Here is a 25,499-nt window from a genome sequence, read left to right as displayed (position 1 = left end):
AGAACCCCGCAAGGGCCCTCTCCAGCTGCTCGGGGCCGGAGTGCGGGGCAGATGAGGGAGGTCAGCCCGCGATGAGGCGCAGCGGCAGCGTCTCGAAGCCGCGCAGCGAGTTGACGAGTGCCCTGCGGGGCTGTCCGGCAGGCACGATCCGGCGTGCGCGCCGGGCGAGTGCGGACAGCACGGCCTGGCCTTCCATCCGGGCGAACGCCATGCCCAGGCAGGCGTGGATTCCGTAGCCGAAGGTGAGGTGCCCGGTGCTCCGCCGGGTGACGTCGTAGACGTCCGGGTCGGTCCACTGGCGCGGGTCGCGGTTGGCGCCGGCGAGCAACAACATGACCTTCTCCCCCTCGCCGAGGGCGACGCCGTCGAGCTCGACCTCTCGGGCGGTGGTCCGGAAGATCCACTGGTCGGCCGACTCGAAGCGCAGTGTCTCCTCGAAGGCCGCTCGCGAACCGTCGGGCTGCGAGCACATCGCGGCGTACTGGTCGGGGTGGCCGGCCAGGCACCACAACGCGTTGCCCAGGGCGTAGACGGTGGTGTCGATCCCCGCTGAGAGGAACGAGCGCACGAGCAGGCCGCCCACGTCGGAGGAGAAGCCCTCGGCTGCGGCCCGCTCATGGATCTGCGCGCCCAGGCCATCGGCAGCCAGGTTCTCGGCGCGGCAGTACTGCTCGACCCATTCACGCGAGGCTCCGGCCTGCGCCATGGCCTCCTGGAACAAGGTGCTGCCCAACCCGTCCGCCCGCTCCCTCGGGCCCTTCGCGTTGAACACCACGCGCGCATACGGGTGCAGATTCTCCCGCCCCTGCGTGGGGAGGCCTACGGCGTCGGCGAAGACTCGCGTCGGGAACGCTCTCGCGAGGTCGGCCATCGCGTCGAACGGCTCGTCCTGCGGCAGCTGCGCGACCATCTCGTCTGCGACCGCGGCAGCGGTCTCCTCCAGGCGCTGGACGGCCGCGGCTGAGAGCACTCCCGCGACCACACGGCGGGTGCGAGAGTGCTCGGGGGGATCGGCCTCGAGCAAGGGCGACGGCGGGCGCCATCCCTTCTCCTCATTCAGGTTCGTGAACCCGGTCCCGGCTCCGGAGCAGAAGCTCGGCGAGTCGAGCAGGATCGAGCGGATCGCTCCATATCTCGCACTCGCCCATGTTCCATACCGCTCCAGACGGACCACGGGCCCGGCCTCCCGGATGGCCTCGTATGCCGGGTAGGGGTCGCGGATCATGTCAAGAGAAAACGGGTCGAGGTCGCGGACCTCGATCGTGGAAGGCAACAGGCTCCCCTTCGCCTCGTCTGAATTGAATCTGCGGTCGGGATGAGTCCGGACGATCAGGGACATGACGAACTCACCGGCGAGGTCGTGCAGTCCGTCGCCGGAAAACTCGTGGATACGCACTACTCGACGCTGTCTCGTTTTTCCCGGGGAGACCGACCAGGGGTCACAGACCCGGATCCGCCACGCCATTCCCGCAGCTGCTCTGCCGCGGTGAGTCCGGACGCCGTCGGGGCGGCGGGGCGCAGGATCGGCAGTCGATGCCTTTCCCGTCACTGAACCGATCTCTTGTGCGGGTACTAGCTATATGTCGTTCCCGTCACGTCGGTCACGATTCCTACCTTACAAGAATTCGAGCTTGCTCGACGAAATCCGGTATCGACAGTAGGTCCGTCAACCTGCGGTCGGCAAGTCAATGTGAGTCCCGAACCGGCGCGAGCAGAAGCTGCAGAGGTGGGCCGAGCCAACCTTCGGCCCCCGCCCTGGCATCTGGTCGCCCTGCCGGCGTTGATCAATTCTTCGGGCCGCGCGGCAGGGCATGGCCCGGCTGCTGGTTCCGAACCGGTGATCATGTGGAGTCCGGTACCCCTGGCCCCGGGTCTTGGTGGTCCATCGTCCGGAATCGGCGGCGCTGCACTGCCCGGGGTGATGCCGAGGCGACGATTGCCCCTGGACCCGGCTTCTCGCCGGCCTGCGCGGGCGTTGATCAACTTTTCGGGCCGTGCGGCAGGGCATCACCCGGCTCCCGGCCCCCAACTGATGATCATGCCGCACCCGCCGCCCCCGACCCGTCAGAAATCGGCGGCGTCCCGTCGCCAACAGGGGATACCGGGCCGGGAGTCGCCGTCCTGTCCGAGGCGTCGTCGGGGAACTCGTGATCATCATTTCGGGCCCCGTTGCAGGGCATGACCCCGTTCTCGACCCCGAACCGGTGATCATGGGGACGGCGAGTCGGCCCCGTGGGCGCCGAGCGCGGGCGGCGGCAGGCGACATCACGGGGCAGCCGGTGTCGATCGCGTGCGTCCTGAGGTTCGACGATGGCAACCTGGCCGACATCGTCGCTTGTGCGCGGCCCTGGTCGGCGGCCCTGGCGCTCTACTCCCGCATCAAGGGACGGCTCGGCGAGGAACTCGGACCCGAGTACTTCTGGGCGGCACAACCGGACTACGAGTCCTATCTCTGAGCCCCGCGGTGCCCGATCGGCATCGCGCGGGCGCGTCGTACCCAACCTCTGTGGTCAGGACATCTAGCGGCTACACGCGCGTGTAGCGTACTGTCTCCACGTACAGTCAGCCGTTCGCGCGTGCAGGGGGAAGTGTGGCGTCACCCGGAATCGATCCTGCGGACCTCACCGCACGCGCCCGCATCAGGGACGCCGCGCTGCTGCATTTCGGCGAGTACGGGTTCGACCGGGCCACGATCCGTGGGATCGCCGAGGCGGCAGGCGTGTCGTCCGGGCTGGTACGCCACCACTTCGGCTCGAAGCAGGCCCTGCGCGAGGCGTGCGACGCGCACCTGGCATCGGTGATCCGCAGGCTCAACGACCAGGTCCGGTCCGACTACACGACCAGCCGCGTCAACCACGTGGCCAGCGCCCGCGCCGCGATAGGGCCCTACCAGCGCTACATGGCGCGCGCCCTGGCCGAGGGCTCCGCCTCGGCGCTGTTCGACGCGATGGTCGAGCTGAGCGAGCAATGGCTCGCGGAGGCCGACGCCGCCCGGCCCGATCCTCCCGGCGTCGATCGCCGCACGCGCGCCGCGGTGGTCACCGCGATGGCCTTGTCCGTCTCCGTCCTGCACGAGCACCTGTCGCGCGCCATCGGCGTCGAGGTGTTCAGCCCGGACGGCGACCTGCTGCTCGCGCGCACGCTGATCGACATCTACTCCCACGCCATGCTGAGCACGGAGGACGCGGCCAAGATCCTGGCCGCTCTCCCCGAGCCCCGTAACGCCTGAGAACCACCACCACAGTCAAGGGGGGCACGTGGAAAGGATCATTCGAAGTTTCGACGAACTGGGCCGCGACGACGTGGACGTCGCCGGTGGCAAGGGCGCGAACCTCGGCGAGCTCACGCGGGCCGGGCTGCCCGTGCCGCCGGGGTTCGTGCTGACCACGACGGCATACCGCGAGTTCGTCGCGTCGAGCGGGATCGGCGACCAGGTGCTCGGCCTCGCCGCGCTGCCCGCCGACGCGGAACCTGGAGCGTACGAGGAACCGTCGGCACGCATCCGCGAGCTGTTCCGCTCGGCGGCGGTGCCCGACGCGGTGGCGAAGGAGGTGCTCGACGCCCGGCTGCTGCTCGGTGACGCCCCGGTCGCGGTCCGTTCGTCGGCCACCGCCGAGGATCTCGAGGGCGCGAGCTTCGCCGGTCAGCAGGACACCTACCTCAACGTCAGCGGCACCGACGCGCTGCTGGCGGCCGTGCGGGACTGCTGGGCGTCGCTCTGGACGGCGCGAGCGATGGCCTACCGGGCACGCCAGGGCATCGACCCGTCCATGGTGGCGCTCGCCGTCGTCGTGCAGCGGATGGTCGACGCCGACGCCGCAGGGGTCATGTTCACGGCCAACCCCACCAACGGACGGCGCAACGAGACGGTGGTCTCGGCCGCGTGGGGCCTCGGCGAGTCCGTCGTCAGCGGATCGGTCACCACCGACGACGTCATCGTGGAACTGCCGAGCGGGCGCGTGCGCTCCCGCACCACGGCGGAGAAAGCGGTGATGACGGTCGCCACCGAGCAGGGCACCGAGGAGCGGGCCGTGCCCGCGGGGCAGCGAGCCCGCCAGGTGCTCGACGACGACGGCGCCGCCGCCCTGGCCCGGCTGGGCGCTCGGATCCAGGACCATTTCGGCGCACCGCAGGACGTCGAGTGGGCGCGCGCGGGCAGCGAGGTCTGGATCGTGCAGGCCCGGCCGATCACGGCGCTCCCGGAGCCGGAGGCCGACGCGCCCACCGACTGGTCGGTGCCGGATCCCAAGATCGCCTACTACATGCGAGCGAGCATCGTCGAGCAGCTGCCCGACCCGCTCTCGCCGCTCTTCGCCGACCTCGTCGACTCCTCGGTCACGCGGTCGCTGCAGGCCCTCTTCCGCGAGTTCCTCGGTGCGGACGTGGTGCGCGACGGCGACATCAGCATGCCCACGGTCAACGGCTACGCCTACTACCGGTACACCCGCGCGGGGCTCACGCGGATCATGCTGCGCAGCCCGGCAGTCCTCAAGCTCCTGACGGCGTCCGGCAACAAGGGCGCACAGGCGCGATGGCGCATGTACTCCCACCCCCGCTACCAGCGGGTCGTCGAACGCTGGGCGGCACGACCGCTGGACGGGCTCACCGTGCCCGAGCTGATGGCGGGCGTCGGCGAGCTGCTCGACGCGGGCACGGAGTACTACACGGCGGTGCAGACGATCATCCCGATCGCCGCCGGCAGCGAGGTGACCTTCACGCAGTTCTACGAGCGGCTGGTCCGCCGCGCCGGCGACCCTCCTGCCGCGACGTTCCTGCTCGGCTTCGACAGCGCGCCGATCCAGGCGGAGAAGTCGCTCTACGACCTCGGGACGTGGGTCCGCGAACACCCGGGCCTCGCGGAGTACCTGCGCACGACGGCGTCGCCGGACGTCGTCGGCCTGTTCGGCGGCGACGGAACACCCCCCGGCGTCGACGCGGCAACCTGGCAGGACTGGCGGGGCCGGTTCCGGGCGCATCTCGACCGCTACGGGCACACCGTCTACAACCTCGACTTCCACAACGCCGTGCCGGCCGACGACCCCGCCCCGCTGCTGGACACGCTCCGCTTCTACCTGGGCCGGTTCGACTCGTCGTCGGCCGACGCGTCGAGCGGTGGTGGCCCCGACCCGTACGAGCGGCAGCGCCGCACCAGCGCGCGCCGTGAGGAGGCGACGGCGGCCGTGCTCGCGCGGCTGGACGCGCCGCGGCGCGCCACGTTCACCCGGCTGCTCCGGTGGGCGCAGGGCATCGCGCCGGTCCGCGAGGACGCGCTCGCCGACATCGGCCTGGCCTGGCCGCAGCTGCGCCGGATGCTGCGCGAGCTGGGCGAGCGGCTCGTGGCGGCCGGGACGATCGACCGTGCCGACGACGTGTTCTGGCTACGCCGCGAGGAGGTGCTCGGCGAAGCCAGACCGCTCGGCGAGGCCGTCGAGGAGCGCAAGGCCCTCTGGCGCGGGCAGCGGCGGGTCACGCCGCCGCAGATCCTGCCGCAGGGCACCTCGTGGGAACGCTGGGAGAGCATGATGCCCGCGGCGTCGGCCGACCAGGCGGGCCCGGTCCTGCGCGGCACCGGCGCCAGCACAGGGCAGGTGACGGCCACTGCCCGCGTGCTCGGCGGCCCGGAGGACTTCAGCCGGATGAGGCCGGGGGACGTCCTCGTCGCGAGCATCACCACTCCGGCATGGACGTCGCTGTTCGCCATGGCGTCCGGCGTGGTCACCGACGTCGGCGGACCGCTGTCCCACAGCTCGATCGTGGCTCGCGAGTACGGCATCCCCGCCGTGCTCGGCACCGGCGTGGCCACCCGGCGCATCGCGGACGGCTCGCAGATCCGCGTGGACGGCGACGCGGGCACGGTGACCCTGCTCGACGAGGCCGGGGACGACGACGCAGCGCCGCCCACGGGTGACCGACCGGCGTCCCGGCGGGGGCCCGCGCTCGCCGCAGCTGCACTGACCGGCGTGGCGGCACTCGTTCTCGCCCGCCGTCGGCGGCGCCGACGCTGAGCCCGGCCGCACACCCTGACGGTCACCGCACACCTGCACCGTGTGGGGTGACCGTCGGGTGCGGCGGCTACTTCGTGCGGTAGTCGGTGGGCACGTCCTCGAGGATCACGGTCTTCGACTCGAGGTAGGGCAGCAGTCCTTCACGGCCGCCCTCGCGTCCGATCCCGGACTGCTTGAACCCGCCGAAGCCGATGCTGAGCTCCATGCGGAACGCGTTGTGCCCGACAGTGCCGGACCGCAGCTGCCGTGCGACGTGCCGCGCCCGGTCGACGTCGTTGGTGAACACCGAGGCATTGAGCCCGTAGATCGTGTCGTTCGCGATCGCGACGGCGTCCTCCTCGTCCTCGGCCGGGATCACGGTCAGCACCGGGCCGAAGATCTCCTCACGCGCGATGGTGGAGGAGTTGTCGACGTTCGCGAACACCGTCGGCTCGACGAAGAACCCGCGGTGCAGGTGCTCGGGCCGGCCACCGCCCGTGGCCAGCACCGCTCCCTCCTCGATCCCCTTCGCGATGTAGCCCTCCACCCGGTCGCGCTGGCGCCGCATCGCCAGCGGGCCCATCTGGGTGCTGTCGTCGAACGGGTCGCCGACCTGCACCTGCGAGAAGGTCGAGGAGAGCGCCTCGACGAGCTCGCCGTGGCGCTTGCGGGTGACGACGATGCGGGTCAACGACGCGCACACCTGGCCGGTGAGGCGGCACTCGGCACTCGAGAGGACCTCGGCCGCCCGGCCCAGGTCCATGTCGTCGAGGATCACCGCGGCCGACTTCCCGCCCAGCTCGAGCGTGAAGCGTGCGATCCGCTCGCCGCACAGCGAGGCGATGCGCCGCCCCGCCGCCGTCGACCCGGTGAACGCGATCTTGTCGACGCGGGGGTCGCGCACCAGCAGTTCGGAGACCTCGCGATCGGCCGTGACGACGTTGAGCACCCGGCCGGCAGCCCGACCTCCTCGGCGATCTCCGCCATGAGGTAACCGGCCCCCGGTGCCTCGGGAGAGCACTTCAGCACCACCGTGCACCCGGCGAGCAGCGCGGGCGCCAGCTTGTGCGCGATGAGCGCCATCGGGGCGTTCCAGGGAATGATCGCCCCGACGACCCCGACGGCCTCGCGAACCAGCAGCCCGAACTTGCCGCCCGCCACGGGCTCCCTGGGCGTCTCGAACGGATAGTCCGCCGCGAGGTCTGCGTAGAACTCGTAGGTCTTCGGGATGCCGCCGATGCCGGCGCGTGCAGTCGCGTACAGGATGCCGGACTCGCGCGGCCAGATCTGGCTGGCGTCCTCGGCCCGCCTGCCGATCGCCGCAGCGACCGCCCGCAGGTACCCGGCGCGCTCCTCGTGTGACATCCGCGGCCAGGGGCCGCTGTCGAAGGCCTTCCGGGCCGCTGCGACGGCCGCCGAGATGTCGGCCTCCCTGGCCTCCGCGACCTGGAAGAACAGCTCCTCGGTGGTCGGCTCGATCACGTCGATCATGGCTCCCGACGAGGGGGCGGCCCACTCCCCGTCGATGAAGAACCGGTCGGGGCGCCGCAGCGGTGCCCTCGTGTCACTGGTGACGCTCATGCCCGATCTCCCTCCGGCCAGCTATCACCGTGCCTACGGAGATATCTGGCAATCAGACCCGCATCTGCGGAATCTTGCCCGAGAGTAGACGGCTCACGCCCGCCCCGTCAGGGCTCAGTCGTGATCGCGCAGCGACCAGAGCCGGTCACCGCCGCGCGGGCTCAGACTCTCCGGATCACCAGCGGCGGGCGGAGCACCGGCGACCACCACCGGGATGACGAGGCCGGGGACGAGGTGGGTCCGGACACGTTGAGATGCCGGGTCCTGCCGCGCTATGTAACTTGCCGAAATGGCCAGGGCCACCCGAGAGATTCTGCTCGCCACACTTCATCGCCACCTTCCCGAGATAGCCGATCACGTCTCCGAGGCGGCGCTTGCGGCGATTCCGGCATATGCCGATTTCGACGAGGACCTTCGGTGCCCGGCGAGCCTTGCCTTGCGGAGCTTCATCGAGCATGTGGAAGGCAAGCGCAACGAGATCGACCACTCACTCATCGAGTACGCACGCCAACTCGCCCTGCGCGGCATCGACGGCGGGACACTCGCCCATTGGTGGCGGGTCCTGAACCACGAACTCTGGGTCTGGTTGACCACGAAGTGCCCCACAGAATTCGATCTGCAAGGCGACGGACTGGCCGTCTGGAACGAGTTGCTCGCCGTCCACGAACGCTACGTGGGCGCCGGCATGGACGCCTTCTTCGAAACCCAGAGCGAGCTGCGCGCGAGCGAACTCGTGTGCCGTCACGCGTCGCTCGACGCGCTTCTCGACGGCCGGGCGTCGGATGAGACCGCCACCATGCTGAAGGTGCTGGGCATCCGGTCGGAGAAGGTGCTCATCGCGCGGTTCTCGTTCACCGGCACGGGACCGAACGACCCGGCCGAGCCGTCATCGAGGTTCGAGCCGTTGGTCCGGGACATCCAGGCACACACCCGTCGCCTGCCGTGGACGGTGTCCGACGGGCGCCTGATCCTCTGCCTGCCGCACGACGAACGCACAAGGGAGAGTCTTGCGAGCCTTGCGGATCGGCTCGAGCCCACCGTGCGCGTCGGCGTCAGCCGTCCGTGGCCCATCACCGGAAACCTCGCGGTACCCAACAGGCAGGCCGAGCTGGCTCTCCGGGGAGCCGGCCCGACAACGCGTCTGGTGGACTTCGGTGCGCTCTCGCTCGTGCAGATCGCCGCGCTGCAGGTCGACCTGAATGCCGAGGACGTTCCCCCTGCGCTCACCACCCTGCTGGCCGAGGACGCCAGGTCAGGCCATGAGTGGGTGCGCACCGCCGAGGCCCTGACGCAGTCCCACGGAAGCATCTCCGGTGCCGCCAGTGCCCTACGGGTCCACGCGAACACCATCTACTACCGGATCACCGCGGCCCGCAGCGTCAGCGGCCTCGACCTTCGTAACCCGATGGTCCTGGCAGACATCCAGTTCATCCAGGCCTGCCGGGCCTTCGGAACCTACGACGGCGCGGGGCAAGTCGCCAAGCCCGAGTGACCACGGCAGCCGGGGACGGGTGTGGGGGGCCTCGTCCCCGGCTGCGGCGGTCTTGAACCACGGACGCGACGGCGTCCGTGGCCTCGGCTACGGGGAAGGGGACCCAGGAACCTCATCCCGGGCACGAGAAAGGAGCTCTTCAGCGGTGTCGAGCATCCGGCCCGTGTCGGTGAACCACTTCTGGAGATTGAGATCGATGATGACCTCGTCCGCGCCGAGCGCGATCGCCGTGACGATGTCCTCCACAACTTCGTCGAGGCTGCCGATGAACGGCACGCGATCCCGGCCCTGCGGCTGCGGAGTGAACGTGACGTTCCCGACGACGATGTGCTCCATCCGGTCCACGTCACGGCCGCGCTGGGCGGCCAGGTCACGGATCTCGTTCCAGGTCCGGGCGGTGGCCTCGAGCCCACTCGCGTCGGCGACCGACAACCACCCGTCGGACCGCGTGGCGATGCGCTCCAGCGTCGACGCCGTGGCGCCTCCCCCGAACATCACCGGGATCTTCGAAACCGGCTTGGGCAGCACGAGGGCGTTCTCGATGACGGCGCGCCTGCCCCGGTAGGTGACCGGGTCCGGGCCCCAGACTGCGTCGAACACGTCCAGCAGCTCGTCCACGAAACGGCCGCGGTCCGCCCGCGTGGCCCCGGTCGCCTGCAGCTCGTCGGTGGACCAGCCGCTGCCGAGACCGGCGATCAGCCGGCCGCCGCTGATCCGGTCGATCGTGGCCAGGCTCTTGGCCAGCTGAAAGGGCGCGTGTGCAGGGGCCACCAGCACCGCGGTGCCCAGCCGGGCCTTCGTCGTGACGACCGCGGCGGCCGTGAGCACGGCCAGTGGGTCCGCGGCCTGTTGCTGGGGCTCGGGCCACGGCTGACCGAAGTAGCTCTCCCGGGGCTCGATCGGAAAGAGCAGACGCTCGTACGTCCACAGACTCGTGTAGCCCGCGGCCTCAGCCCTCCGGGCCGCCTCGACGATGTCGTTCTGCAGGTTCACTCCCGTGCGCTGCGGGAGCCGAAGACCTAATTTCATCGGTCGCTTCCCTCTCCGGTCCGGTCCCGGACCCTTCGTCAGGCGATCTGCAGCGTGGTGGCCACGGGTACGGCTCGGACCAACGTGTCTCGGATGGGCGAGCGGCTTTCGACCACGGCGATCAGCTTGCGAAGCTCATCGGGGGCGTGCCCCGGCGCATCCAGCCTCACCTGCACGCGTACCTCGCTCGCTCCGACCGGCGCATCGGATGCGAGCCCCAGGAAACCCCGGAGGTCGAAGTCGACCTCGACCTCCACCGCCATCGAGCGGACGCCGATTCCCAGGGCTGTCGCGTTCGTGACCAGCGTCGCTGTGTAGCAACCGGCGAGGGCCTGGGCGACGTACTCGCCGGGCGAAGCGGCGGTGTCCGCGCCGAGCAGCGAGGTCGGCTCGTCGCTGGACATCGTGAACCGCCCGGTCCGCGACGCGTCGGTCGAATCACCCTGGCGAAGCTTTCCGGTTGTGGAGTCGATCCGAAACCCACCAGCCCACTGGCCCGCGACCGCGAACGTGACCCGGGCGAGTCCCGGATCATTACGTACGGCGTCGGTGGTGGCCTCGACGGCCTGCCGATCGATCATTTCGTGTTCGCCCATGGTTTCCTTCATCAGTCGCGGTCGGAGAACCTTTCACCACAACTCTGCTAGCGGACCGAATTGACGTCACTGGAGACCGTCCAAGAGTTTTCTCCGCCAGACTGTGGGATCACACTGTCCGGTTTCGGAGGGGCCGGCGCTCTGCCGGCCGGCGGGGACGCCGTGCCGATGCCCGGAACCCGGTGAGCCAGCGCTGGCCGCGAATGTGACCGCTCCGGCAGTCTGACGGCGGGGGACAGTCGCACCGGAGGGGATTACATGGTCGAGGATTCGGTCAGGGAGCGTTGGGAGACATTTTCCCGATCACCGTTCCTTCCCGGCACGGTGATCATTCTGGTCGCCGCCCTCGCGGCAGGCCTGTTCGCAGGTGCCTACACCTACGCGATGGCCGATCCGACCCCGCACGACATCCCCATCGCCGTCACGGGCACCTCGACCTCGGAGGCCACGCACGTCGCGTTCGTCGAAGGCATGGACCGGGCAACCGGCGCCTCGCTGCGCCTGCAGCAGTACGACTCCTACGAGCAGGCCAGGGAGGCCGTCGACCGGCAGGAGGTGTTCGCCATCCTGCAGCTGCGGCCGGAGGGTCCCGAGCTGGACGTGTCCAGCGCCTCGGGTGCCACCGTCGCGCAGCTGCTGGCGCAGGTCACTCCGGCGGTCAGCGCGTCCGTGGGCGCCCACCTGACCGTGCGGGACATCAACCCCCTGCAGCCGGGCGACCCGCACGGACTGGCCATCTTCTACATCACGTTGGCGTCCGTGGTGGTGGGCTTCGTGGGAGCCACCCAGCTCACCGTGCACGCGGCCCGCTTGGGGCCCGGACAGACACTGGCCTTCACCGCAGGCTTTGCCGTGCTGGGCGGACTGGCGATCATCACGGTCGTCGACTGGGTGCTGGGAACACTGCGGCTGCCGCTGCCCGAGTCGTGGCTGATCCTGTCGCTGACGATGTTCACCTGCGGCGTGGTCTTCCACATGTTCACCTCCCTGATCGGGCGGTGGGCGATCGCGCCGACGTGGGTTCTGCTGGTGATGCTCGGCAACGCCTCGTCCGGCGGTGCGGTGGCCTGGCCCCTGCTGCCGTCGCTGTTCGCCGCCGTGGGCCAGTGGCTGCCACCTGGCGCCGCGGTGAACGCCCAGCACACCGCCATCTACTTCGGCGCGAACCAACACGCGTTCCCCTTCATCGTCCTCATCGTGTGGGCGGCGGTGTGCTCCGCTGTGTTCGTGTTCCGCTGCCACCGAAAGCAAGCGCAGAGGGGTTGACGTCAGGCATGCATATCGCCGTCGCCGTCATGGTGGGGCTGGCCGGCGCGGCCTGTGTCCTGCTGACACTGGTCTCGGCAGTGAAGACCGTGGTCGTTCCCCGCGCCGCCCCCGTCCTGATCACCCGGTGGGTGTTCGCCGGAGTACGCGCGTTCTTCACCGTCGCGCTGTGGCGCCGCCGCGACTACCTGTCCCGTGACCGGGTGATGGCCCTGTACGCACCCTTCGGCCTGCTCGCACTTCCGGTGGTGTGGCTCGCGCTCGTCACGATCGGTTTCATGGCGATCTACTGGTCGCTGGGCGCGCACCCGCTCTGGGAGGCGTTCCTGGAGAGCGGCTCCTCCCTCCTCACGCTCGGCTTCCGCACGCCGACCGACACGGTCGGTGCGATCCTGACGTTCTCCGAGGCGATTCTCGGGCTGGGCCTGCTCGCGCTGGTGGTGTCCTACCTTCCGTCGACGTACTCCTCGTTCTCCCGCCGCGAGCTCATGGTCACCTCGCTCGACACCCAGGCCGGAAGCCCGCCATCGGCGGTGGAGCTACTCGAACGGCTCGCCCGCATCGACGGGATCGGCGAGCTCGATGCGTTCTGGCAGGAGTGGGGCCGCTGGTTCGCCGACATCGCGGAGACGCACACGTCGACGCCGACGCTGGTGTTCTTCCGCTCGCCGCAGCCCGAGCGGTCGTGGGTGATCGCGGCCGGCACGGTGCTCGATGCGGCGGCGCTCGTGTCGTCCACCCTGGACGTGCCCAAACAGCCGTCCGCGGCACTCTGCATCCGTTCCGGCTACCTGGCGCTGCAGAACATCGGTGACTTCTTCGCCATGCCGTACGACCCCGATCCGGCGCCGGACGGCGCCATCTCGGTCACGCGCGCCGAGTACGACGCCGCGTGCCGACGGCTGAGTGACGCCGGTGCCACCCTCAAGCCCGACCGCGACCGGGCATGGCGCGACTTCGTGGGCTGGCGGGTGAACTACGACGCGCTGCTGTTGCGCTTCGCATCGCTGTGCATGGCCCCGCCTGCGCCGTGGTCGTCCGACCGCGCCCTTCCGTTCCAGCGCCTGCCGATCGCACGTCGCCGGTCGCGGCCCCGTATCTGACGCCGGACAGCACGCCTTCTCTTTCCTCGTCCTGACCGGCTGGGCGACGCTCTGTTGGGCCGTATTCCTGTTCCGCAGTGTTCCTGTTCCACAGTGCGCGACCCGAGCGGACGTCGACCGAGATGCGCACGGCCGTACGGGACATCGCACAATGATCCTGTAATAGCTCACGCCATTTGTGCCGCAAGCAGCGCGAGCGCCATCCTCAGCAGATACAGGAACGGTTCCGCAGCGATCCGCCGTCATGCCGTCCACTGCCGGCGCGCGGCGAGCGTGGCCACGGCGTTGTCGATCCCGTCCGCCGTCCCCGGCCCGGCAGCTGCCCGGTGCCGGGCCCGTCTACGCCCGGCTTCCGCCGTGGTCCCGGTTCAGGCCGGAATCGATGCGAGTCGAGCTCGTTGTCCGAAGATACCCGAGCTGACGTTTCGGGAACGATTCACTCAACCTGTCACCAACTGGTTCGCCCCAGCGGCCCGAGAAGGCCTCTTACAACAGTCTCACGGAATCCCGAGTGGTCCTTGACACTCGAATTACGGGAGATGCACCGTGTGCGACATGCACAAGACGACGTCGTCGAACATCGGCCGGATCGATCCACCCTCGCGGGATGTACCCGGACACAGCGGAACACGTTACCCGGCACCACTCGCATTTCCCGAGCGAGGTGGAATCGGTTGACCGCACCAGGTGGTGCCATGCCTCTCGAGCCGTCCGCCGAACGGATCGTGGATCAGGCCGCCGCGTACGCGTCGCCTGCTCTCATCGCGGTTCGCGACCGGCTGCTCGTGGCGTTGGCCTTCGCATCAGGAATCTACGAGTCGATCTGCTTCCTCTCCTTCGGAAAGGTCTTCACGGCGTTCCAGACCGGGAACATCGTCTTCCTCGGACTCGGTATCGCAGGAACTCGCCCGCCCGATGGGCCCGACACAGTGCGGGTGATCATCTCGCTCGTCGCGTTCGCGGTGGGGGCGATGGCGGCCGTGCGGATCCTGCAGGCGTTCGACGGCGACGACGAGGTGGAGGACCACGAGGTCTTCCAGGTGTGGCCGCGCCGCGTGTCCATCGCGCTGGGGGTCGGCCTGATCGTGCAGGTCGTCTTCCTCGCAGTGTGGATGGCCTCCTCGCTGACGAGTGACGTGGAGAACGTCCTCGTCGCGCTGAGCGCGTTCGCGATGGGCGTCCAGATGAACTCCATCCGGTTCCTCAGGGTGCCGGGCGTCTCCACCACGGCCGCAACCGCCACGTTCATCAGCCTGGCAACCGGTATCGCGACCTGGTCCCACAAAGCCCCGGCGGCACGCCGGCTGACCGGAGTCGTCGTGAGCATGGCCGTGGGTGCCGCCGTCGGGGACTGGATGCTCAACCATGCCCATCCCTATGCGCCGCTCCTTCCGGCGCTCGTGATAGGGGTCGTGATCGCGATCGCGACGATGGCGCTGCGGCAGGAACCCGCACAGCTGCCGACGCGCGCCCGCTGATCGTGATGACCTACGGGTCTGACGGAAACGTCCGGCAGATCAGGCGCTGTGCCTGGCCTGGACCGTGCGTCCGCCGAGGAAGGACCACGTCAGCACCCAGGCGGTGCCGAGCGTCAGGGCGAGGGCGAGCGGAACGTGGACGGCGAGCACTCCGATGTCCCCGAGATAGGCCTGCAGCAGGCCGACCAGGAACACCACGGCGCTGATCACGGTGGGCCAGATCGACCCACGCGTGGCCCGCCACAGCATGACAGCCGAGATCAGCATGAGCGCCGACAGCACGTGGAAGGCGATCGCACCGGCGCCGTGCACCCCTTCGGCAGCTCCGGTGCCGCTGAGAATCTGTCCGGCGGTCGCACCCTGGAAGAGGACCTCGATGGTGCTCAGAACCGCCGTGACCTGCAGCGCGGTCCGCGCCCCGGCCCCGGATCTGCGAGCTGACTCGATCTGCGACATAGGTACACCCTTCATTTCGCCGGACGATCCGGCCATCCCCCACTACGCCGTGGCAGCCCGCCCGGTTCACCACCGATGCCCGCGAAAGAGGAACCACGACGACAACTCGCCGCGCCACACGGCGGTCGCCCCCTTCCACTGGCCGCCGATGGACGTGTTCGGTGTTCAGGAGGTCAGGAGCTGGGTCTTCTGCGAGGTGAACTCCTCGTCGGTCAGGACGCCTGCGGTTCGCGCGTCACCGAGGCGCATGAGCAGGTCGAGCTTGCTGCTCATCGCCGAGATGCCCTCCGGCGTCATCGGCTGGTTGGCCGGGGGCTTCGCGACGGTCGCCTGAGCGGCCTCCCCGGCCTCCCCTGGTGCGGCGTCATTCTTCGCGCCATCGTTCGTCGCGCCAACCCCCGAGCGGGCCGCCGGGGGCGGGAGCACCGCCGAGGAATCGGCGTCGCCGCCTGCGGTGACGCCCCCGTTCGTGGCGACGGGAATCTGGCTCGTCTCCTCATCGGCGGCGGTCTCGGATCGGGCGCCCACGGCCAGTACGAGCTCGATCAGCCCGATGTACAGAGCGACGCATGCCACGACCCAGATGAACACCGACAGGGACGGTGCAGGCCACAGCAGCAGCACCAGGGCTCCGACCGCGATTCCGGCCCACCGGACCGCCCGCAGGTTGCGCCGGAGGAACGCCGCGAGGCCGGCCAGCCGCTCCGGCAGGTTCATCCCGTCGACGAACGCCCTGCTCTCGTCCGCGATCCGGGTCGGCCACGACCGCGTCGGCTCGGCGGCTTCCCCTTCCACTCCGGCCATCGAAGCGGCAGCCGCCCGGGCCGTCCAGCGCTGCTCGGCCTTGGCACGGGCGGCGTCGTAGCCACGCCGGACGGCCCGGACGATCCCGGTCCGGCCCCAGAGCAACGTGAAAGCCGTGATCCCGGCCATGATCAGAACGAGCCAGAGGGTCCAGCTGCGCAGGCTGGCGGTGATGCCCTGGTAGACCGCGTTGGCCGCCTCGGCGTTGGCCGGCTTGACCTCACCCAGCAGCGGTCCACGGATCAGGCCGAGCGACAGCACCAGCAGTAACGCGATCACCCCTGTGGTCACCGCCCACGCCCGGAGGGTCCGCATCCGCTGCCGTGACAGCGCCAGCGCCCCGACGAGGATGCCGAGCGAGATCAGGCCGACCCACAGCCACAGCGACTTCAAGAGGTTGAGCGCCGTGTAGACGCCAGGAGCCTGCTGCGGCGTGAGGACGGTGAAGCCCACATCGTCGGGGATCAGGTCGATCACCTGCCCGGCCAGGCCCGTCCGGTCCTCGGCCGGTATCCGTGCCTTGGCCTGCCCCAACGTGAGCCCGACGGGTTCGCCGTTCAGTATCTGCGTCTGAGCGGTACGCAGGGCGGCGCCGGTCAGCCCGGCGAACTGGGGTGAGGTCAGGATCAGCTGCACGCCCCTGGACAGCAGGTTCCTCGTCCCCTCCTCCACGGAGGGCCGGAACACCTGCAGCCTCGGCGGAAGCACCGAGACGGCCTGGTCGATGGCCTGCTGGACCTCGGGCTTGGCCATGATCGTGTCGACCACCTGGGTCTCCACCCGGGCGGAGACGGTCGGATCGGTGATGATCCTCTGACCGTTCGCCACGAAGACGTCCGTGTTCACGACGTTGTGGCGTGTCCACAACGACGTGCTGGACAGCACGAGCAGCAGCGCACTGACGAGTACCAGCAATCCCACGCCGAAACGACGCATCGGTGTCACCTCCGGGCGCCAACGGCTGATGGCGCGAAACGCCCCGGCCCGGGCCGGCTCCTGATACCGACACGGGAGACGAGCTCGGCGAGGCGCGCTGACTGTTACGCCCGCGCGCGGCACGCGCATCACCCACGACGGGGGATGCGACATTTGCCGGTGATCAATTTTCGACGCGGAACAGCCCACCCCGATAGGGCGTTTCACCTGCGGAGGTGGGCACAACGACTCCCGAAGAAATGATCTGCATCGGTTGCGGCGAGAAGATGCCCGAGGAACGGGCAGAACTCGGCTACCGCTACTGCACCAAGGATTCCTGTCAGGCCCAGTACCACCGCGGTCTGGCCGTCACGGCCTTCGGGCTGAACAAGAGCGGCGAGACATTCGTGGTCGCCGACGCCGACGAGATCCGGCGCCGGGGCGAGGCCGGGGAGTTCAGGAAGAAGGACTCCGGTGTGGGGCTCGACTACCGCCCGACCGGGGCGCCCGCCGCGCCGCGTCCCCGAGTGCCGCAGCAGCGGCGCAGGCAGCCGGCGCCGCGGCGACCGTGGACCCCGGAACAGGAGAAGATCACCCGGCTCTATCACGACATGGGACTGAGCCCGCGACAGATCGTCGCGCGGGCACGTGAGAACGCACCGCGGCTGCAACTCACGGATGCTCTGGTCGTCAAGATCCTGTCGTCGCTTCCCCGATGATTCGCGCGCGTTTTCACGGTCTCACCTCCGAAGCGACCGAGCGCAACGGAGGACGAGCTGTGAACGACGCCGACCGCTGTCACACCCTGGAGCCGGACGAGATCGATTCCGCCGTGCGAACCCAGCGGCTGAATCTGTGCGACTACCTGGACGGGTTGGACGACTCCGAATGGACGGTTCAATCCCTGTGCTCAGCATGGACCGTGCGCGAGGTGGTCGCGCACCTGACGCTCACCACCAGAGCCACGATCCCGTTCATCATCACGTCCGCGATCAAGGCCCGGGGCAGCTTCGACCGCATGGAAGAGAAGATGGCACGTGACCGGGCAACACGGTTCACCACCACAGAGCTCGTCGAGCAGTTGCGCGAGAGCGCCGACTCGTCCCGCAGGACCGTCGGCAGCGGCCCCATGGACCCCCTGGTGGACCTGCTCGTTCACGGCCAGGACATAGCCCGCCCGCTGGCACGGCCGCACGAGATGCGAACGAACCTCGCGCTACCGGCCCTGGCTTACGTCGCGCCCAACCGCTTCCTCGGCGGCCCCAAGCGGGTGGCGGGGCTCGAACTGGTCGCGACCGACGTGGAGTGGTCGACGGGCGACGGGCCGCAGGTGCGGGGAACGGCTGAGAACCTGCTTCTGGCGGCCGCCGGGCGATCCGCCGCCCTGGCGCACCTGACAGGCCCAGGCGTCGACCGCCTCACCCAGCGCCTCGCGGCAGCGTGAGGCCGATCAACAGCGCTGGTCGTGGAAGTGGAAGGCGCCACACGGTGACCCCGCTTCACCGGCAACGTCAGGGTTCCTCCGGCTCCGGAACCGGCCCGAAGTCGTCATCGAGTGGCCGGCTCAGCTCTTCGACGAGCACCGGATTCGCGTAGATCGCGGCCGTGGCCTTCCACTCGACGATCACCTTGGTCAGGTTGGTGGGCGCGACAGGGTTCGAACCTGCGACCGCTCGGGTGTAAGCCGAGTGCTCTTCCGCTGAGCTACGCGCCCGGGAGCCCGGTGACCCGGGCTGATCGAACCGGGGAAGGTCAGGCGGCCAGCTCCGCCACAGCCTTCTTCCAGCCCCCCTGGTCGCGGGCATCACCGGGCTGGTTGACCTCGCTGAACCGCACGATGCCGTCCTTGTCCACGAGGAAGGTGCCGCGCAGGGCCATCCCCCGCGTGTCGTTGAACACGCCGTACGCCGTTGCGACCTCGCCGTGCGGCCAGAAATCAGCCAGCAGCGGGAAGTCGTAACCCTGTGCATCCGACCACGCCTTGAGCGTGAACGGGTGGTCGACGGAGATCGCGAGGATCTGCACGTCGTCGTTCTGGAAGTTGGGGAGGTCGTCGCGGACGGAGCACAGCTCGCTCGTGCAGATGCCGGAGAACGCGAAGGGGTAGAAGACCACCAGGACGTTGCGCTTCCCCCGGAACGACGAGAGCGTGACCTCCTGGTTGTTCTGGTCCTTCAGGCTGAAGTCAGGGGCCTCGGTGCCGACCTCGGGCGCCATGGGCTGGTCTCCTCGGGATTCGAACGATGTGGTCATGGCGAGCCTAGTCCCGCCCCGCCCAGCCGCGACCGGGCCTTCCCCAGCACGGACGGTCCGGCGGTGAAAGTGCGCGCCGAAGACTGGCAACCGTGCCGGACGGGGGAGCGTCGCTGGCACGTGGGTACGCGAAGGCCCTGAGACCGGCGGAGCGGCTCGTCCACCTCGAGGACCGGACATGGTGGTCCCCGCACATCGCCCGGCTCCTCGCGGACGCTCTGCGCCGCGTTCGCGGACTGCAGCCCACCGACCCGGGAGGCCACGGTGCGCGCCGTCGCCCGCAACCTACGGCTGGAGCTCCTGCGCGAGCACCTCGACCGCGCCCTGGGCGACGACGAGGACCTCGTGGACCCCGACGCCGCCGTACGCGCCGTGACGGCCGCTGAAGGCGCTCTGAACGCATGACACGGCGGCGGGCGGGTGGGAACGCCCACCCGGCCGCCTGCGCCGCCACGAACCCGAGCGCATGCCGCTTCGCACGAAGCTCAGGGCCGTGCCGGTCTATCGCCTCGTCGACGACCCGGACGGGGGCTCGTGGCGCGACCGCCTGCATGACCGGCGGTGACCGGACCGCAGACATCTGCGCGGTGGGGTCACCGCCGCGACTTCGCCGCCTTGGGTGCCACAAGCCGAGATCCCGTCCAGCCTTCGCTGACCGTGATGTTGGACGTCTGCGCCAGCCCAGCCGTCGGCGCAGCCTCGGCGATCTCGCTGGGATCGACGTGCCCGGGGCGCCCCGTCTTCGGGGTGAGCACCCAGATCACGCCGTTGTCGGCAAGCGGGCCGATGGCGTCGACCAGGGCGTCGACGAGGTCGCCGTCGCCCTCTCGCCACCACATGAGGACGAGGTCGACAACCTCGACGGCGTCCTCGTCGAGCAGTTCGTCCCCGGCTCTCTCCTCGGCGGCGTCACGCACCGCTTCGTCGACGTCTTCGTCCCAACCGAGTTCCTGGACGACCATGCCCGGCTCGACGCCGAGCTTGCCCGCGATGTCGGACGTGCGTCCGGCATCATCCGCGGCGACCACGCGTGTACCTCTTTTCCTCGTGCCTCACCCGGGCGTACAGCCCGGGGCCTGCTCATCGGGTTGCGGAATCCGAACACGACGACTCACCGACGCGCAACCACTCGTTACGAGATCGCATGCCGAGGGGCACGATAGGGGATACCTCAGACGTCTACTCGGCACGAGCCACCAGGGAGAACCCCTTGACCCGGCAGACCAGCGACAGCACGAACCATGATCCCACGCAGCCGCGGCGGGTCCACGTCATCCGCGATGGGCTCGCTGCGCACCTGCCGGACATCGACCCCGAGGAGACCGCGGAGTGGCTGGACTCCTTCGACGCGGTGCTCGATGCCGCGGGCCAGCAACGTGCGCGCTACCTCATGCTCAGGATGCTCCAGCGGGCACGGGAACGCCACGTCGGCGTCCCCTCGCTGACCAGCACCGACTACGTCAACACGATCCCCACCGACCGCGAGCCGTGGTTCCCCGGCGACGAGGAGGTCGAGCGCACCTACCGGCGCTGGATCCGGTGGAACGCCGCCATGACGGTCCACCGCGCGCAGCGGCCGGGCATCTCCGTCGGCGGCCACATCTCGTCCTACGCGTCCTCGGCCACGCTCTACGAGGTCGGTTTCAACCACTTCTTCCGTGGCAAAGACCACCCGGGCGGGGGCGACCAGATCTACATCCAGGGCCACGCGTCCCCCGGAATCTATGCCCGCGCGTACCTCGAGGGGCGGCTGTCGGAGGACCGGCTCGACGGGTTCCGGCAGGAGCTGTCGCACGGCGGGCCGGGCCACGGCCTCCCGTCCTACCCGCACCCCCGGCTGATGCCGGACTTCTGGGAGTTCCCCACCGTCTCGATGGGGCTCGGCCCGATGAACGCGATCATGCAGGCGCGGTTCAACCGCTACCTGGGCGACCGGGGCTTCTCCAACACCGACGACCAGCACGTCTGGGCGTTCCTCGGCGACGGCGAGATGGACGAGCCGGAGTCGCGCGGTCTCATCCAGATCGCGGCCACCGAGGGACTGGACAACCTCACGTTCGTGGTCAACGCCAACCTGCAGCGCCTCGACGGGCCCGTGCGGGGCAACGGGAAGATCATCCAGGAGCTGGAGTCGTTCTTCCGCGGCGCCGGCTGGAACGTCATCAAGGTGATCTGGGGACGTGAGTGGGACGCCCTGCTGCACGCCGACCGTGACGGCGCGCTCATCAACCTGATGAACAACACACCGGACGGGGACTACCAGACCTACAAGGCCAACGACGGCGGGTACGTCCGCGACCACTTCTTCGGCCGCGACCCCCGCACGAAGGCGCTGGTAGAGCCCATGACGGACGCCGAGATCTGGAACCTCAAGCGCGGCGGCCACGACTACCGCAAGGTGTACGCGGCCTACGCGGCGGCGCTGGAGCACAACGGGCAGCCCACGGTCATCCTGGCGAAGACGATCAAGGGTTACGCCCTCGGCTCGCACTTCGCGGGGCGCAACGCCACGCACCAGATGAAGAAGCTCTCGCTCGACGACCTGAAGAACTTCCGCGACTCCCAGCGCATCCCGATCTCGGACAAGGCGCTGGAGCAGAACCCGTACCTGCCGCCGTACTACCACCCCGGCGACGACGACCAGGCCATCCAGTACCTGCGTGAGCGCCGTCGCGTGCTCGGCGGCAACCTGCCGTCGCGCCGCGTCACGGCGAAGCCGCTCGTGCTGCCCGGCGACAAGGTCTACGACGTGGTCCGCAAGGGTTCGGGCAAGCAGGAGGTCGCCACCACCATGGCGTTCGTCCGGCTGGTGCGGGAGCTCGTCAAGGACAAGGAGATGGGCAGCCGGTTCGTCCCGATCATCCCCGACGAGGCACGCACGTTCGGGATGGACTCGATGTTCCCGACGCAGAAGATCTACAACCCGAACGGGCAGCAGTACACCTCGGTGGACGCCTCGCTCATGCTCGCCTACCGCGAGTCCGAGCAGGGCCAGCTGCTGCACGAGGGAATCAACGAGGCGGGGTCCGTGGGCTCGTTCACGGCGGCCGGCACGTCGTACGCCACGCACGGGCAGCCGATGATCCCGATCTACGTCTTCTACTCGATGTTCGGCTTCCAGCGCACCGGCGACTCGATCTGGGCCGCGGCGGACCAGATGGCCCGCGGGTTCCTCGTCGGGGCCACGGCCGGACGCACCACGCTGACCGGTGAGGGACTACAGCACAACGACGGCCACTCGCTGCTGCTCGCGGCCACCAACCCGGCCGTTCTGGCGTACGACCCGGCGTTCTCCTACGAGGTGGCGCACATCGTCAAGGACGGGCTCCGGCGCATGTACGGCGAGGGCTCCTCCGACGACGAGGGCACCCTCGGCGGCGAGAACGTCATCTACTACCTGACGGTCTACAACGAGCCGTACGTGCAGCCTGCCGAGCCGCAGGACCTGGACGTCGACGGCCTGCTGCGCGGGATCTACCGCTACGTGGGCAGCCCGCGGGCGGAGGGGCCGCAGGTGAGGCTGCTCGCGTCCGGTGTGGCCGTGCCGTGGGCTCTGCGGGCCCGCGACATGCTCGCGGAGCAGTGGGGGGTCGGGGCCGAGGTCTGGTCGGTCACCTCATGGGGCGAGCTACGTCGCGACGGGGTCGAGGCCGAGCGGCACAACCTCATCAACCCTGAGGAGACGAAGCACGTGCCGTACGTCACACGTGCCCTCGGCGACAGCGGCACACCTGTGGTGGCGGTGTCGGACTGGATGCGGGCAGTGCCCGACCTGATCCGTCAGTGGGTACCGGCGCCGTTCACCACGCTCGGCACCGACGGGTTCGGGCTGTCCGACACCCGTCCGGCGGTGCGGCGGCACTTCAACGTCGACGCCGAGTCGATCACGGTGGCCGCCCTCGAGGCCCTCGCCGAGCGCGGGGAGTTCGACCGCGGCCAGGTGGCCGAGGCGGCGGCCAAGTACCGGCTCGACGACCCGCAGGCCGCGGGGCCGCAGACCACCGACAGCGGCGTCGCCTGACGACGTCCTGCCCCGAGGTGTGATGCACGCCTCGGGGCAGGACGCCCTCGCCGGCACCGTCGACACTGTGTGAACGGCCCGTCGCCGAGGGCGTGCGACCCGGTCGCCCGGTTGCGTCACTCTCCCCTGACGCACCACCCGGACGGCGCCTCACCTGCGGCGCCATGACAAACACACAGGTCATTGGCTCTCGGCAGCGGGGCCGGAACACGATACGCTCCGCGCGATGCCGAGCCCGCGTGATCGGGAACGGCGTCCCGACCCGGGCGCGGACCGTAGCGGCCAGGCGGCGCGATGCTGGGGGCGAGTGCCCCAGCACCAGGTACGAGGAGAGCAAGAATGGCAGAGGGCACCGTCAAGTGGTTCAACAGCGAGAAGGGCTACGGCTTCCTCGCTCCTGACGGTGGTGGCGCGGACGTGTTCGTGCACTACTCAGCGATCCAGACCAACGGTTACAAGAGCCTCGACGAGGGCCAGCGGGTGTCGTTCGACATCGAGCAGGGCCAGAAGGGTCCGCAGGCAACCAAGGTCACTCCGCTCGGCTGAGACCGAGTTGCCGGATCAGATCATCCGGTAGCTCCCGCGGCGCTCCTGCGCCCCACCCTTCGCGCTCCGGCCCACAGCACGCCATCGGACCGGAGGCGTTGACCGACATCCGCTGGCCATCGCACGGCCTGCGGCGGATCGCCTCGCCCTCGATCGGGTTCACGGCATCTCGGCCCACCCCACTTCCGGCGCCATGTGCGCCTTCCGTGGGCACGCGACTGCCCGTGTTCCCCCGGACGGGGGTCACGATCCGATATCGCGCGTGCCGTTGTGTATCAGACGGTAGCGGTCTGCCCACGCGGTCACACGACCGGGTGCGGTTATGCGTCCGCGCCGTAGAAGGCGCGTACGCAGGGTCAGGACGCGGGGAGCCCCATGAGGTCGGCCAGCGAGTCCATCTCCACGCTCAGCAGCGTGGAAGCCTGGTGGCCCATGCCGACGAACTTGCCCTGGACCTCCAGGTTCACCACGCCGTGCAGGCGCACCCACACGATGAGTGCCCCGGTGAGCGCCGTGTAGGGGTCTGCTCCGGGCGCGTACGCCCGCACCCAGTCGGCCACCGGCTCGTTTCCGTCGACCCAGCCCTGCACCTGTTTCCTGAGCTCCGTGGCGGCGGGCCAGGCCTGTCCCTCACCGAGCGCGGGGAGGAACGGGCCGAGCACGGCCTTGGCCCGATCGATCGTCTCCGGAGGGGAATCGAGCGTGGGCCGGGGCATCACCGTGAGCAGCTGGTACAGGTGCGGCGCGGCAACGGCCCACTGCCGGTAGGCCTCGGCCAGGCGGTGCAGACGCTCCCGCGCGGGCAGGCCCGTGACGCGCTCCGCCTCGGCGTGCACCGCGGCCGCCGCGTCGGCGTAGCAGTCGAAGACCAGTTCGGTCAGCAGGTCGTCCCGGCTGCGGAAGTATTTGTAGAGAGCAGGGCCGGTGACACCCAGCTCCTTCGCAACGGCGTTGAGACTGAGCGCTGCGGGCCCGCCGATGCACATCTGGGCCAGTGCGGCCTGCTTGATCTCGGCGCGCACCTGGTCTCGATAGCGCTGCCGCGGGCTGCCGTTGCCAACGGTCATCCGGTCACCCTCCTCCGGGTGCTCGATCCGACGTCGGTGAAGCTGAGGACATCCTTAATGCTTGTGAGAACGTCTGGCCACGGCAATGGACCGTCGCCGAACGGGCGTCGAACAACCGTGCGCGGCACCGGCAAAGTGATACGGACAGTCACCCCAAGCCCCTGCGCATCTCCCATAGGAGCACCTCTGCCCCTCCCGGACCAGCCACAATATGTTGCCCGTCACCGACAGTAATACGCGCGGCGTCCCCAGCCGAGAGTTCGCCTGCTGCTTCCAACTGGACCACTCCGCGTGTCACGAACACGTGCACGAGTGGTGCTCCCGGCACCATCACCATGACACCCGGGGGCAGGCGGGCCGCGTACAGCGCCGCGTGTTCCTGCCGGAGGGAGACCGCGCGGTCCTGCGCGTGCTTCCGCATCCCCGACGCCACGACGAGCAGCTCTCCCGTCTCGAGCGCGGAGCCGATGTCGAGCTGTTCGTACCCGGGCGGGCCCGCCGACGAGCCCGGAAGCACCCACATCTGCACGAGGTGCACCTCACGGGATCCCTCGGCGTTGCGCTCGGAGTGGACGACCCCGGATCCTGCGCTCATCCGCTGCGCCGTGCCCGGCCGGATCACCGCGCAGTGCCCGGTGTCGTCCTCGTGCCGGAGCGCGCCCTCGAGCACCCACGTGACGATCTCCATGTCCCGGTGCGGATGTGGCTCGAAACCGCTGCCGGGTGCCAGCACGTCCTCGTTGTTGGCCATCAGCAGGCCGAAGTGCGTGTTGGCCGGGTCGTAGTGGGCGCCGTAGGAGAAGCTGTGGCGTGAGTCGAGCCACGCGGTCCGGGTGCGCATCCGGTCACCTGCCCGCCGCACCTCCACCGACGGGGCGAGGGGCCTGCCCATCCGAGCCTCCTGTAGC

The 25,499-nt window shown here is 69.5% G+C and carries 21 protein-coding genes, 1 tRNA gene and 1 pseudogene; 12 read left to right on the top strand and 11 right to left on the bottom strand.

Going from position 1 to position 25,499, the window contains the following annotated elements; all coding sequences use genetic code 11:
* Positions 1-61: 61 nt before the first annotated feature.
* A complete protein-coding gene (locus MMF94_RS37785; RefSeq protein WP_241042280.1) occupies positions 62-1,396 on the bottom strand; it encodes a cytochrome P450 in 1,335 nt (444 codons plus the stop codon).
* A gap of 814 nt (positions 1,397-2,210) precedes the next feature.
* On the opposite strand from MMF94_RS37785, the gene MMF94_RS37780 reads away from it, so the two are divergent.
* The 3 genes from MMF94_RS37780 to MMF94_RS37770 all read left to right on the top strand — a co-directional run bounded on the left by MMF94_RS37780 (position 2,211) and on the right by MMF94_RS37770 (position 6,005).
* Positions 2,211-2,456, top strand: a complete 246-nt coding sequence (locus MMF94_RS37780) for a hypothetical protein (RefSeq protein WP_241042279.1) — start codon at positions 2,211-2,213, stop codon at positions 2,454-2,456.
* Between the two features lie 134 nt (positions 2,457-2,590).
* Positions 2,591-3,229, top strand: a complete 639-nt coding sequence (locus MMF94_RS37775; RefSeq protein ID WP_241042278.1) for a TetR/AcrR family transcriptional regulator — start codon at positions 2,591-2,593, stop codon at positions 3,227-3,229.
* A 28-nt stretch (positions 3,230-3,257) separates the two neighbouring features.
* Entirely contained in the window at positions 3,258-6,005 is a 2,748-nt protein-coding gene (locus MMF94_RS37770; RefSeq protein ID WP_241042277.1) for a PEP/pyruvate-binding domain-containing protein, read from the top strand.
* A 67-nt stretch (positions 6,006-6,072) separates the two neighbouring features.
* On the opposite strand, the pseudogene MMF94_RS37765 reads toward MMF94_RS37770, so the two are convergent.
* Positions 6,073-7,475 (bottom strand): annotated as a pseudogene (locus MMF94_RS37765) (aldehyde dehydrogenase).
* 379 nt (positions 7,476-7,854) lie between these two features.
* On the opposite strand from MMF94_RS37765, the gene MMF94_RS37760 reads away from it, so the two are divergent.
* Positions 7,855-9,057, top strand: a complete 1,203-nt coding sequence (locus MMF94_RS37760) for a PucR family transcriptional regulator (protein WP_241042276.1) — start codon at positions 7,855-7,857, stop codon at positions 9,055-9,057.
* A gap of 87 nt (positions 9,058-9,144) precedes the next feature.
* On the opposite strand, the gene MMF94_RS37755 is transcribed toward MMF94_RS37760, so the two are convergent.
* Together MMF94_RS37755 and MMF94_RS37750 are read right to left on the bottom strand one after the other, a co-directional pair.
* Entirely contained in the window at positions 9,145-10,086 is a 942-nt protein-coding gene (locus tag MMF94_RS37755) for a TIGR03619 family F420-dependent LLM class oxidoreductase (RefSeq protein WP_241042275.1), read from the bottom strand.
* 38 nt (positions 10,087-10,124) lie between these two features.
* Positions 10,125-10,682, bottom strand: a complete 558-nt coding sequence (locus MMF94_RS37750) for an OsmC family protein (RefSeq protein ID WP_241042274.1) — start codon at positions 10,680-10,682, stop codon at positions 10,125-10,127.
* A gap of 258 nt (positions 10,683-10,940) precedes the next feature.
* Between MMF94_RS37750 and MMF94_RS37745 the strand changes: the two genes are divergently transcribed.
* From MMF94_RS37745 to MMF94_RS37735, 3 genes are all read left to right on the top strand, one after another.
* Positions 10,941-11,948 carry an ABC-2 transporter permease gene (locus MMF94_RS37745; RefSeq protein WP_241042273.1) on the top strand — a complete coding sequence of 336 codons (1,008 nt, stop codon included), beginning with the start codon at positions 10,941-10,943 and terminating at the stop codon, positions 11,946-11,948.
* Positions 11,949-11,956: 8 nt separating this feature from the next.
* On the top strand, positions 11,957-13,051 hold the full coding sequence (locus MMF94_RS37740; RefSeq protein ID WP_241042272.1) for a hypothetical protein: 1,095 nt from the start codon (positions 11,957-11,959) through the stop codon (positions 13,049-13,051).
* Positions 13,052-13,746: 695 nt separating this feature from the next.
* Positions 13,747-14,529 carry a YoaK family protein gene (locus MMF94_RS37735; protein WP_241042271.1) on the top strand — a complete coding sequence of 261 codons (783 nt, stop codon included), beginning with the start codon at positions 13,747-13,749 and terminating at the stop codon, positions 14,527-14,529.
* A 39-nt stretch (positions 14,530-14,568) separates the two neighbouring features.
* Here the strand turns inward: MMF94_RS37735 and MMF94_RS37730 are convergent, their stop codons facing one another.
* Positions 14,569-14,985 (bottom strand): hypothetical protein, encoded by a 417-nt coding sequence (locus MMF94_RS37730; RefSeq protein WP_241042270.1) that lies wholly within the window; start codon positions 14,983-14,985, stop codon positions 14,569-14,571.
* Between the two features lie 165 nt (positions 14,986-15,150).
* On the bottom strand, positions 15,151-16,725 hold the full coding sequence (locus MMF94_RS37725; protein ID WP_241042269.1) for an SHOCT domain-containing protein: 1,575 nt from the start codon (positions 16,723-16,725) through the stop codon (positions 15,151-15,153).
* Positions 16,726-16,940: 215 nt separating this feature from the next.
* On the opposite strand from MMF94_RS37725, the gene MMF94_RS37720 reads away from it, so the two are divergent.
* Both MMF94_RS37720 and MMF94_RS37715 read left to right on the top strand, forming a co-directional pair.
* Positions 16,941-17,423 (top strand): hypothetical protein, encoded by a 483-nt coding sequence (locus MMF94_RS37720; RefSeq protein WP_241042268.1) that lies wholly within the window; start codon positions 16,941-16,943, stop codon positions 17,421-17,423.
* 59 nt (positions 17,424-17,482) lie between these two features.
* Complete coding sequence (locus MMF94_RS37715; RefSeq protein WP_241042267.1) at positions 17,483-18,148, top strand: maleylpyruvate isomerase family mycothiol-dependent enzyme; 666 nt, start codon at positions 17,483-17,485, stop codon at positions 18,146-18,148.
* Between the two features lie 195 nt (positions 18,149-18,343).
* Here the strand turns inward: MMF94_RS37715 and MMF94_RS37710 are convergent.
* Positions 18,344-18,418: transfer RNA gene (locus MMF94_RS37710), tRNA-Val, on the bottom strand.
* Between the two features lie 38 nt (positions 18,419-18,456).
* Positions 18,457-18,921 carry a peroxiredoxin gene (locus tag MMF94_RS37705; RefSeq protein ID WP_241042266.1) on the bottom strand — a complete coding sequence of 155 codons (465 nt, stop codon included), beginning with the start codon at positions 18,919-18,921 and terminating at the stop codon, positions 18,457-18,459.
* Positions 18,922-19,221: 300 nt separating this feature from the next.
* Here MMF94_RS37705 and MMF94_RS37700 point away from each other — a divergent pair, with 300 nt between their 5' ends.
* Positions 19,222-19,362, top strand: coding sequence for a hypothetical protein (locus tag MMF94_RS37700; protein WP_241042265.1), 141 nt, complete (start codon positions 19,222-19,224; stop codon positions 19,360-19,362).
* Positions 19,363-19,550: 188 nt separating this feature from the next.
* On the opposite strand, the gene MMF94_RS37695 is transcribed toward MMF94_RS37700, so the two are convergent.
* Positions 19,551-19,985 carry a DUF3052 domain-containing protein gene (locus MMF94_RS37695; protein WP_241042264.1) on the bottom strand — a complete coding sequence of 145 codons (435 nt, stop codon included), beginning with the start codon at positions 19,983-19,985 and terminating at the stop codon, positions 19,551-19,553.
* 182 nt (positions 19,986-20,167) lie between these two features.
* Between MMF94_RS37695 and aceE the strand changes: the two genes are divergently transcribed.
* Positions 20,168-22,978, top strand: coding sequence for a pyruvate dehydrogenase (acetyl-transferring), homodimeric type (aceE, locus tag MMF94_RS37690; protein WP_241042263.1), 2,811 nt, complete (start codon positions 20,168-20,170; stop codon positions 22,976-22,978).
* Positions 22,979-23,317: 339 nt separating this feature from the next.
* Positions 23,318-23,524 (top strand): cold-shock protein, encoded by a 207-nt coding sequence (locus tag MMF94_RS37685; protein ID WP_075941971.1) that lies wholly within the window; start codon positions 23,318-23,320, stop codon positions 23,522-23,524.
* Positions 23,525-23,880: 356 nt separating this feature from the next.
* On the opposite strand, the gene MMF94_RS37680 is transcribed toward MMF94_RS37685, so the two are convergent.
* Together MMF94_RS37680 and MMF94_RS37675 are read right to left on the bottom strand one after the other, a co-directional pair.
* Entirely contained in the window at positions 23,881-24,591 is a 711-nt protein-coding gene (locus tag MMF94_RS37680) for a TetR/AcrR family transcriptional regulator (RefSeq protein ID WP_241042262.1), read from the bottom strand.
* Between the two features lie 148 nt (positions 24,592-24,739).
* On the bottom strand, positions 24,740-25,483 hold the full coding sequence (locus MMF94_RS37675) for a pirin family protein (protein WP_241042261.1): 744 nt from the start codon (positions 25,481-25,483) through the stop codon (positions 24,740-24,742).
* Between the last annotated feature and the right edge of the window lie 16 nt (positions 25,484-25,499).

The organism is Pseudonocardia alaniniphila (assembly GCF_022524485.1).
Classification (GTDB): domain Bacteria; phylum Actinomycetota; class Actinomycetes; order Mycobacteriales; family Pseudonocardiaceae; genus Pseudonocardia; species Pseudonocardia alaniniphila.
Note: the sequence above shows the minus strand (reverse complement) of the source record. Positions and strands in the feature narration are given on the sequence as shown.

Bases quoted from the DNA above. Each gene is read 5' to 3' on its own strand.
- MMF94_RS37780 (WP_241042279.1), top strand. From the start codon at position 2,211: ATGGGGACGGCGAGTCGGCCCCGTGGGCGCCGAGCGCGGGCGGCGGCA.
- MMF94_RS37760 (WP_241042276.1), top strand. From the start codon at position 7,855: ATGGCCAGGGCCACCCGAGAGATTCTGCTCGCCACACTTCATCGCCAC.
- MMF94_RS37755 (WP_241042275.1), bottom strand. From the start codon at position 10,086: ATGAAATTAGGTCTTCGGCTCCCGCAGCGCACGGGAGTGAACCTGCAG.
- MMF94_RS37750 (WP_241042274.1), bottom strand. From the start codon at position 10,682: ATGGGCGAACACGAAATGATCGATCGGCAGGCCGTCGAGGCCACCACC.
- MMF94_RS37745 (WP_241042273.1), top strand. From the start codon at position 10,941: ATGGTCGAGGATTCGGTCAGGGAGCGTTGGGAGACATTTTCCCGATCA.
- MMF94_RS37740 (WP_241042272.1), top strand. From the start codon at position 11,957: ATGCATATCGCCGTCGCCGTCATGGTGGGGCTGGCCGGCGCGGCCTGT.
- MMF94_RS37735 (WP_241042271.1), top strand. From the start codon at position 13,747: ATGCCTCTCGAGCCGTCCGCCGAACGGATCGTGGATCAGGCCGCCGCG.
- MMF94_RS37730 (WP_241042270.1), bottom strand. From the start codon at position 14,985: ATGTCGCAGATCGAGTCAGCTCGCAGATCCGGGGCCGGGGCGCGGACC.
- MMF94_RS37725 (WP_241042269.1), bottom strand. From the start codon at position 16,725: ATGCGTCGTTTCGGCGTGGGATTGCTGGTACTCGTCAGTGCGCTGCTG.
- MMF94_RS37705 (WP_241042266.1), bottom strand. From the start codon at position 18,921: ATGGCGCCCGAGGTCGGCACCGAGGCCCCTGACTTCAGCCTGAAGGAC.
- MMF94_RS37685 (WP_075941971.1), top strand. From the start codon at position 23,318: ATGGCAGAGGGCACCGTCAAGTGGTTCAACAGCGAGAAGGGCTACGGC.
- MMF94_RS37680 (WP_241042262.1), bottom strand. From the start codon at position 24,591: ATGACCGTTGGCAACGGCAGCCCGCGGCAGCGCTATCGAGACCAGGTG.
- MMF94_RS37675 (WP_241042261.1), bottom strand. From the start codon at position 25,483: ATGGGCAGGCCCCTCGCCCCGTCGGTGGAGGTGCGGCGGGCAGGTGAC.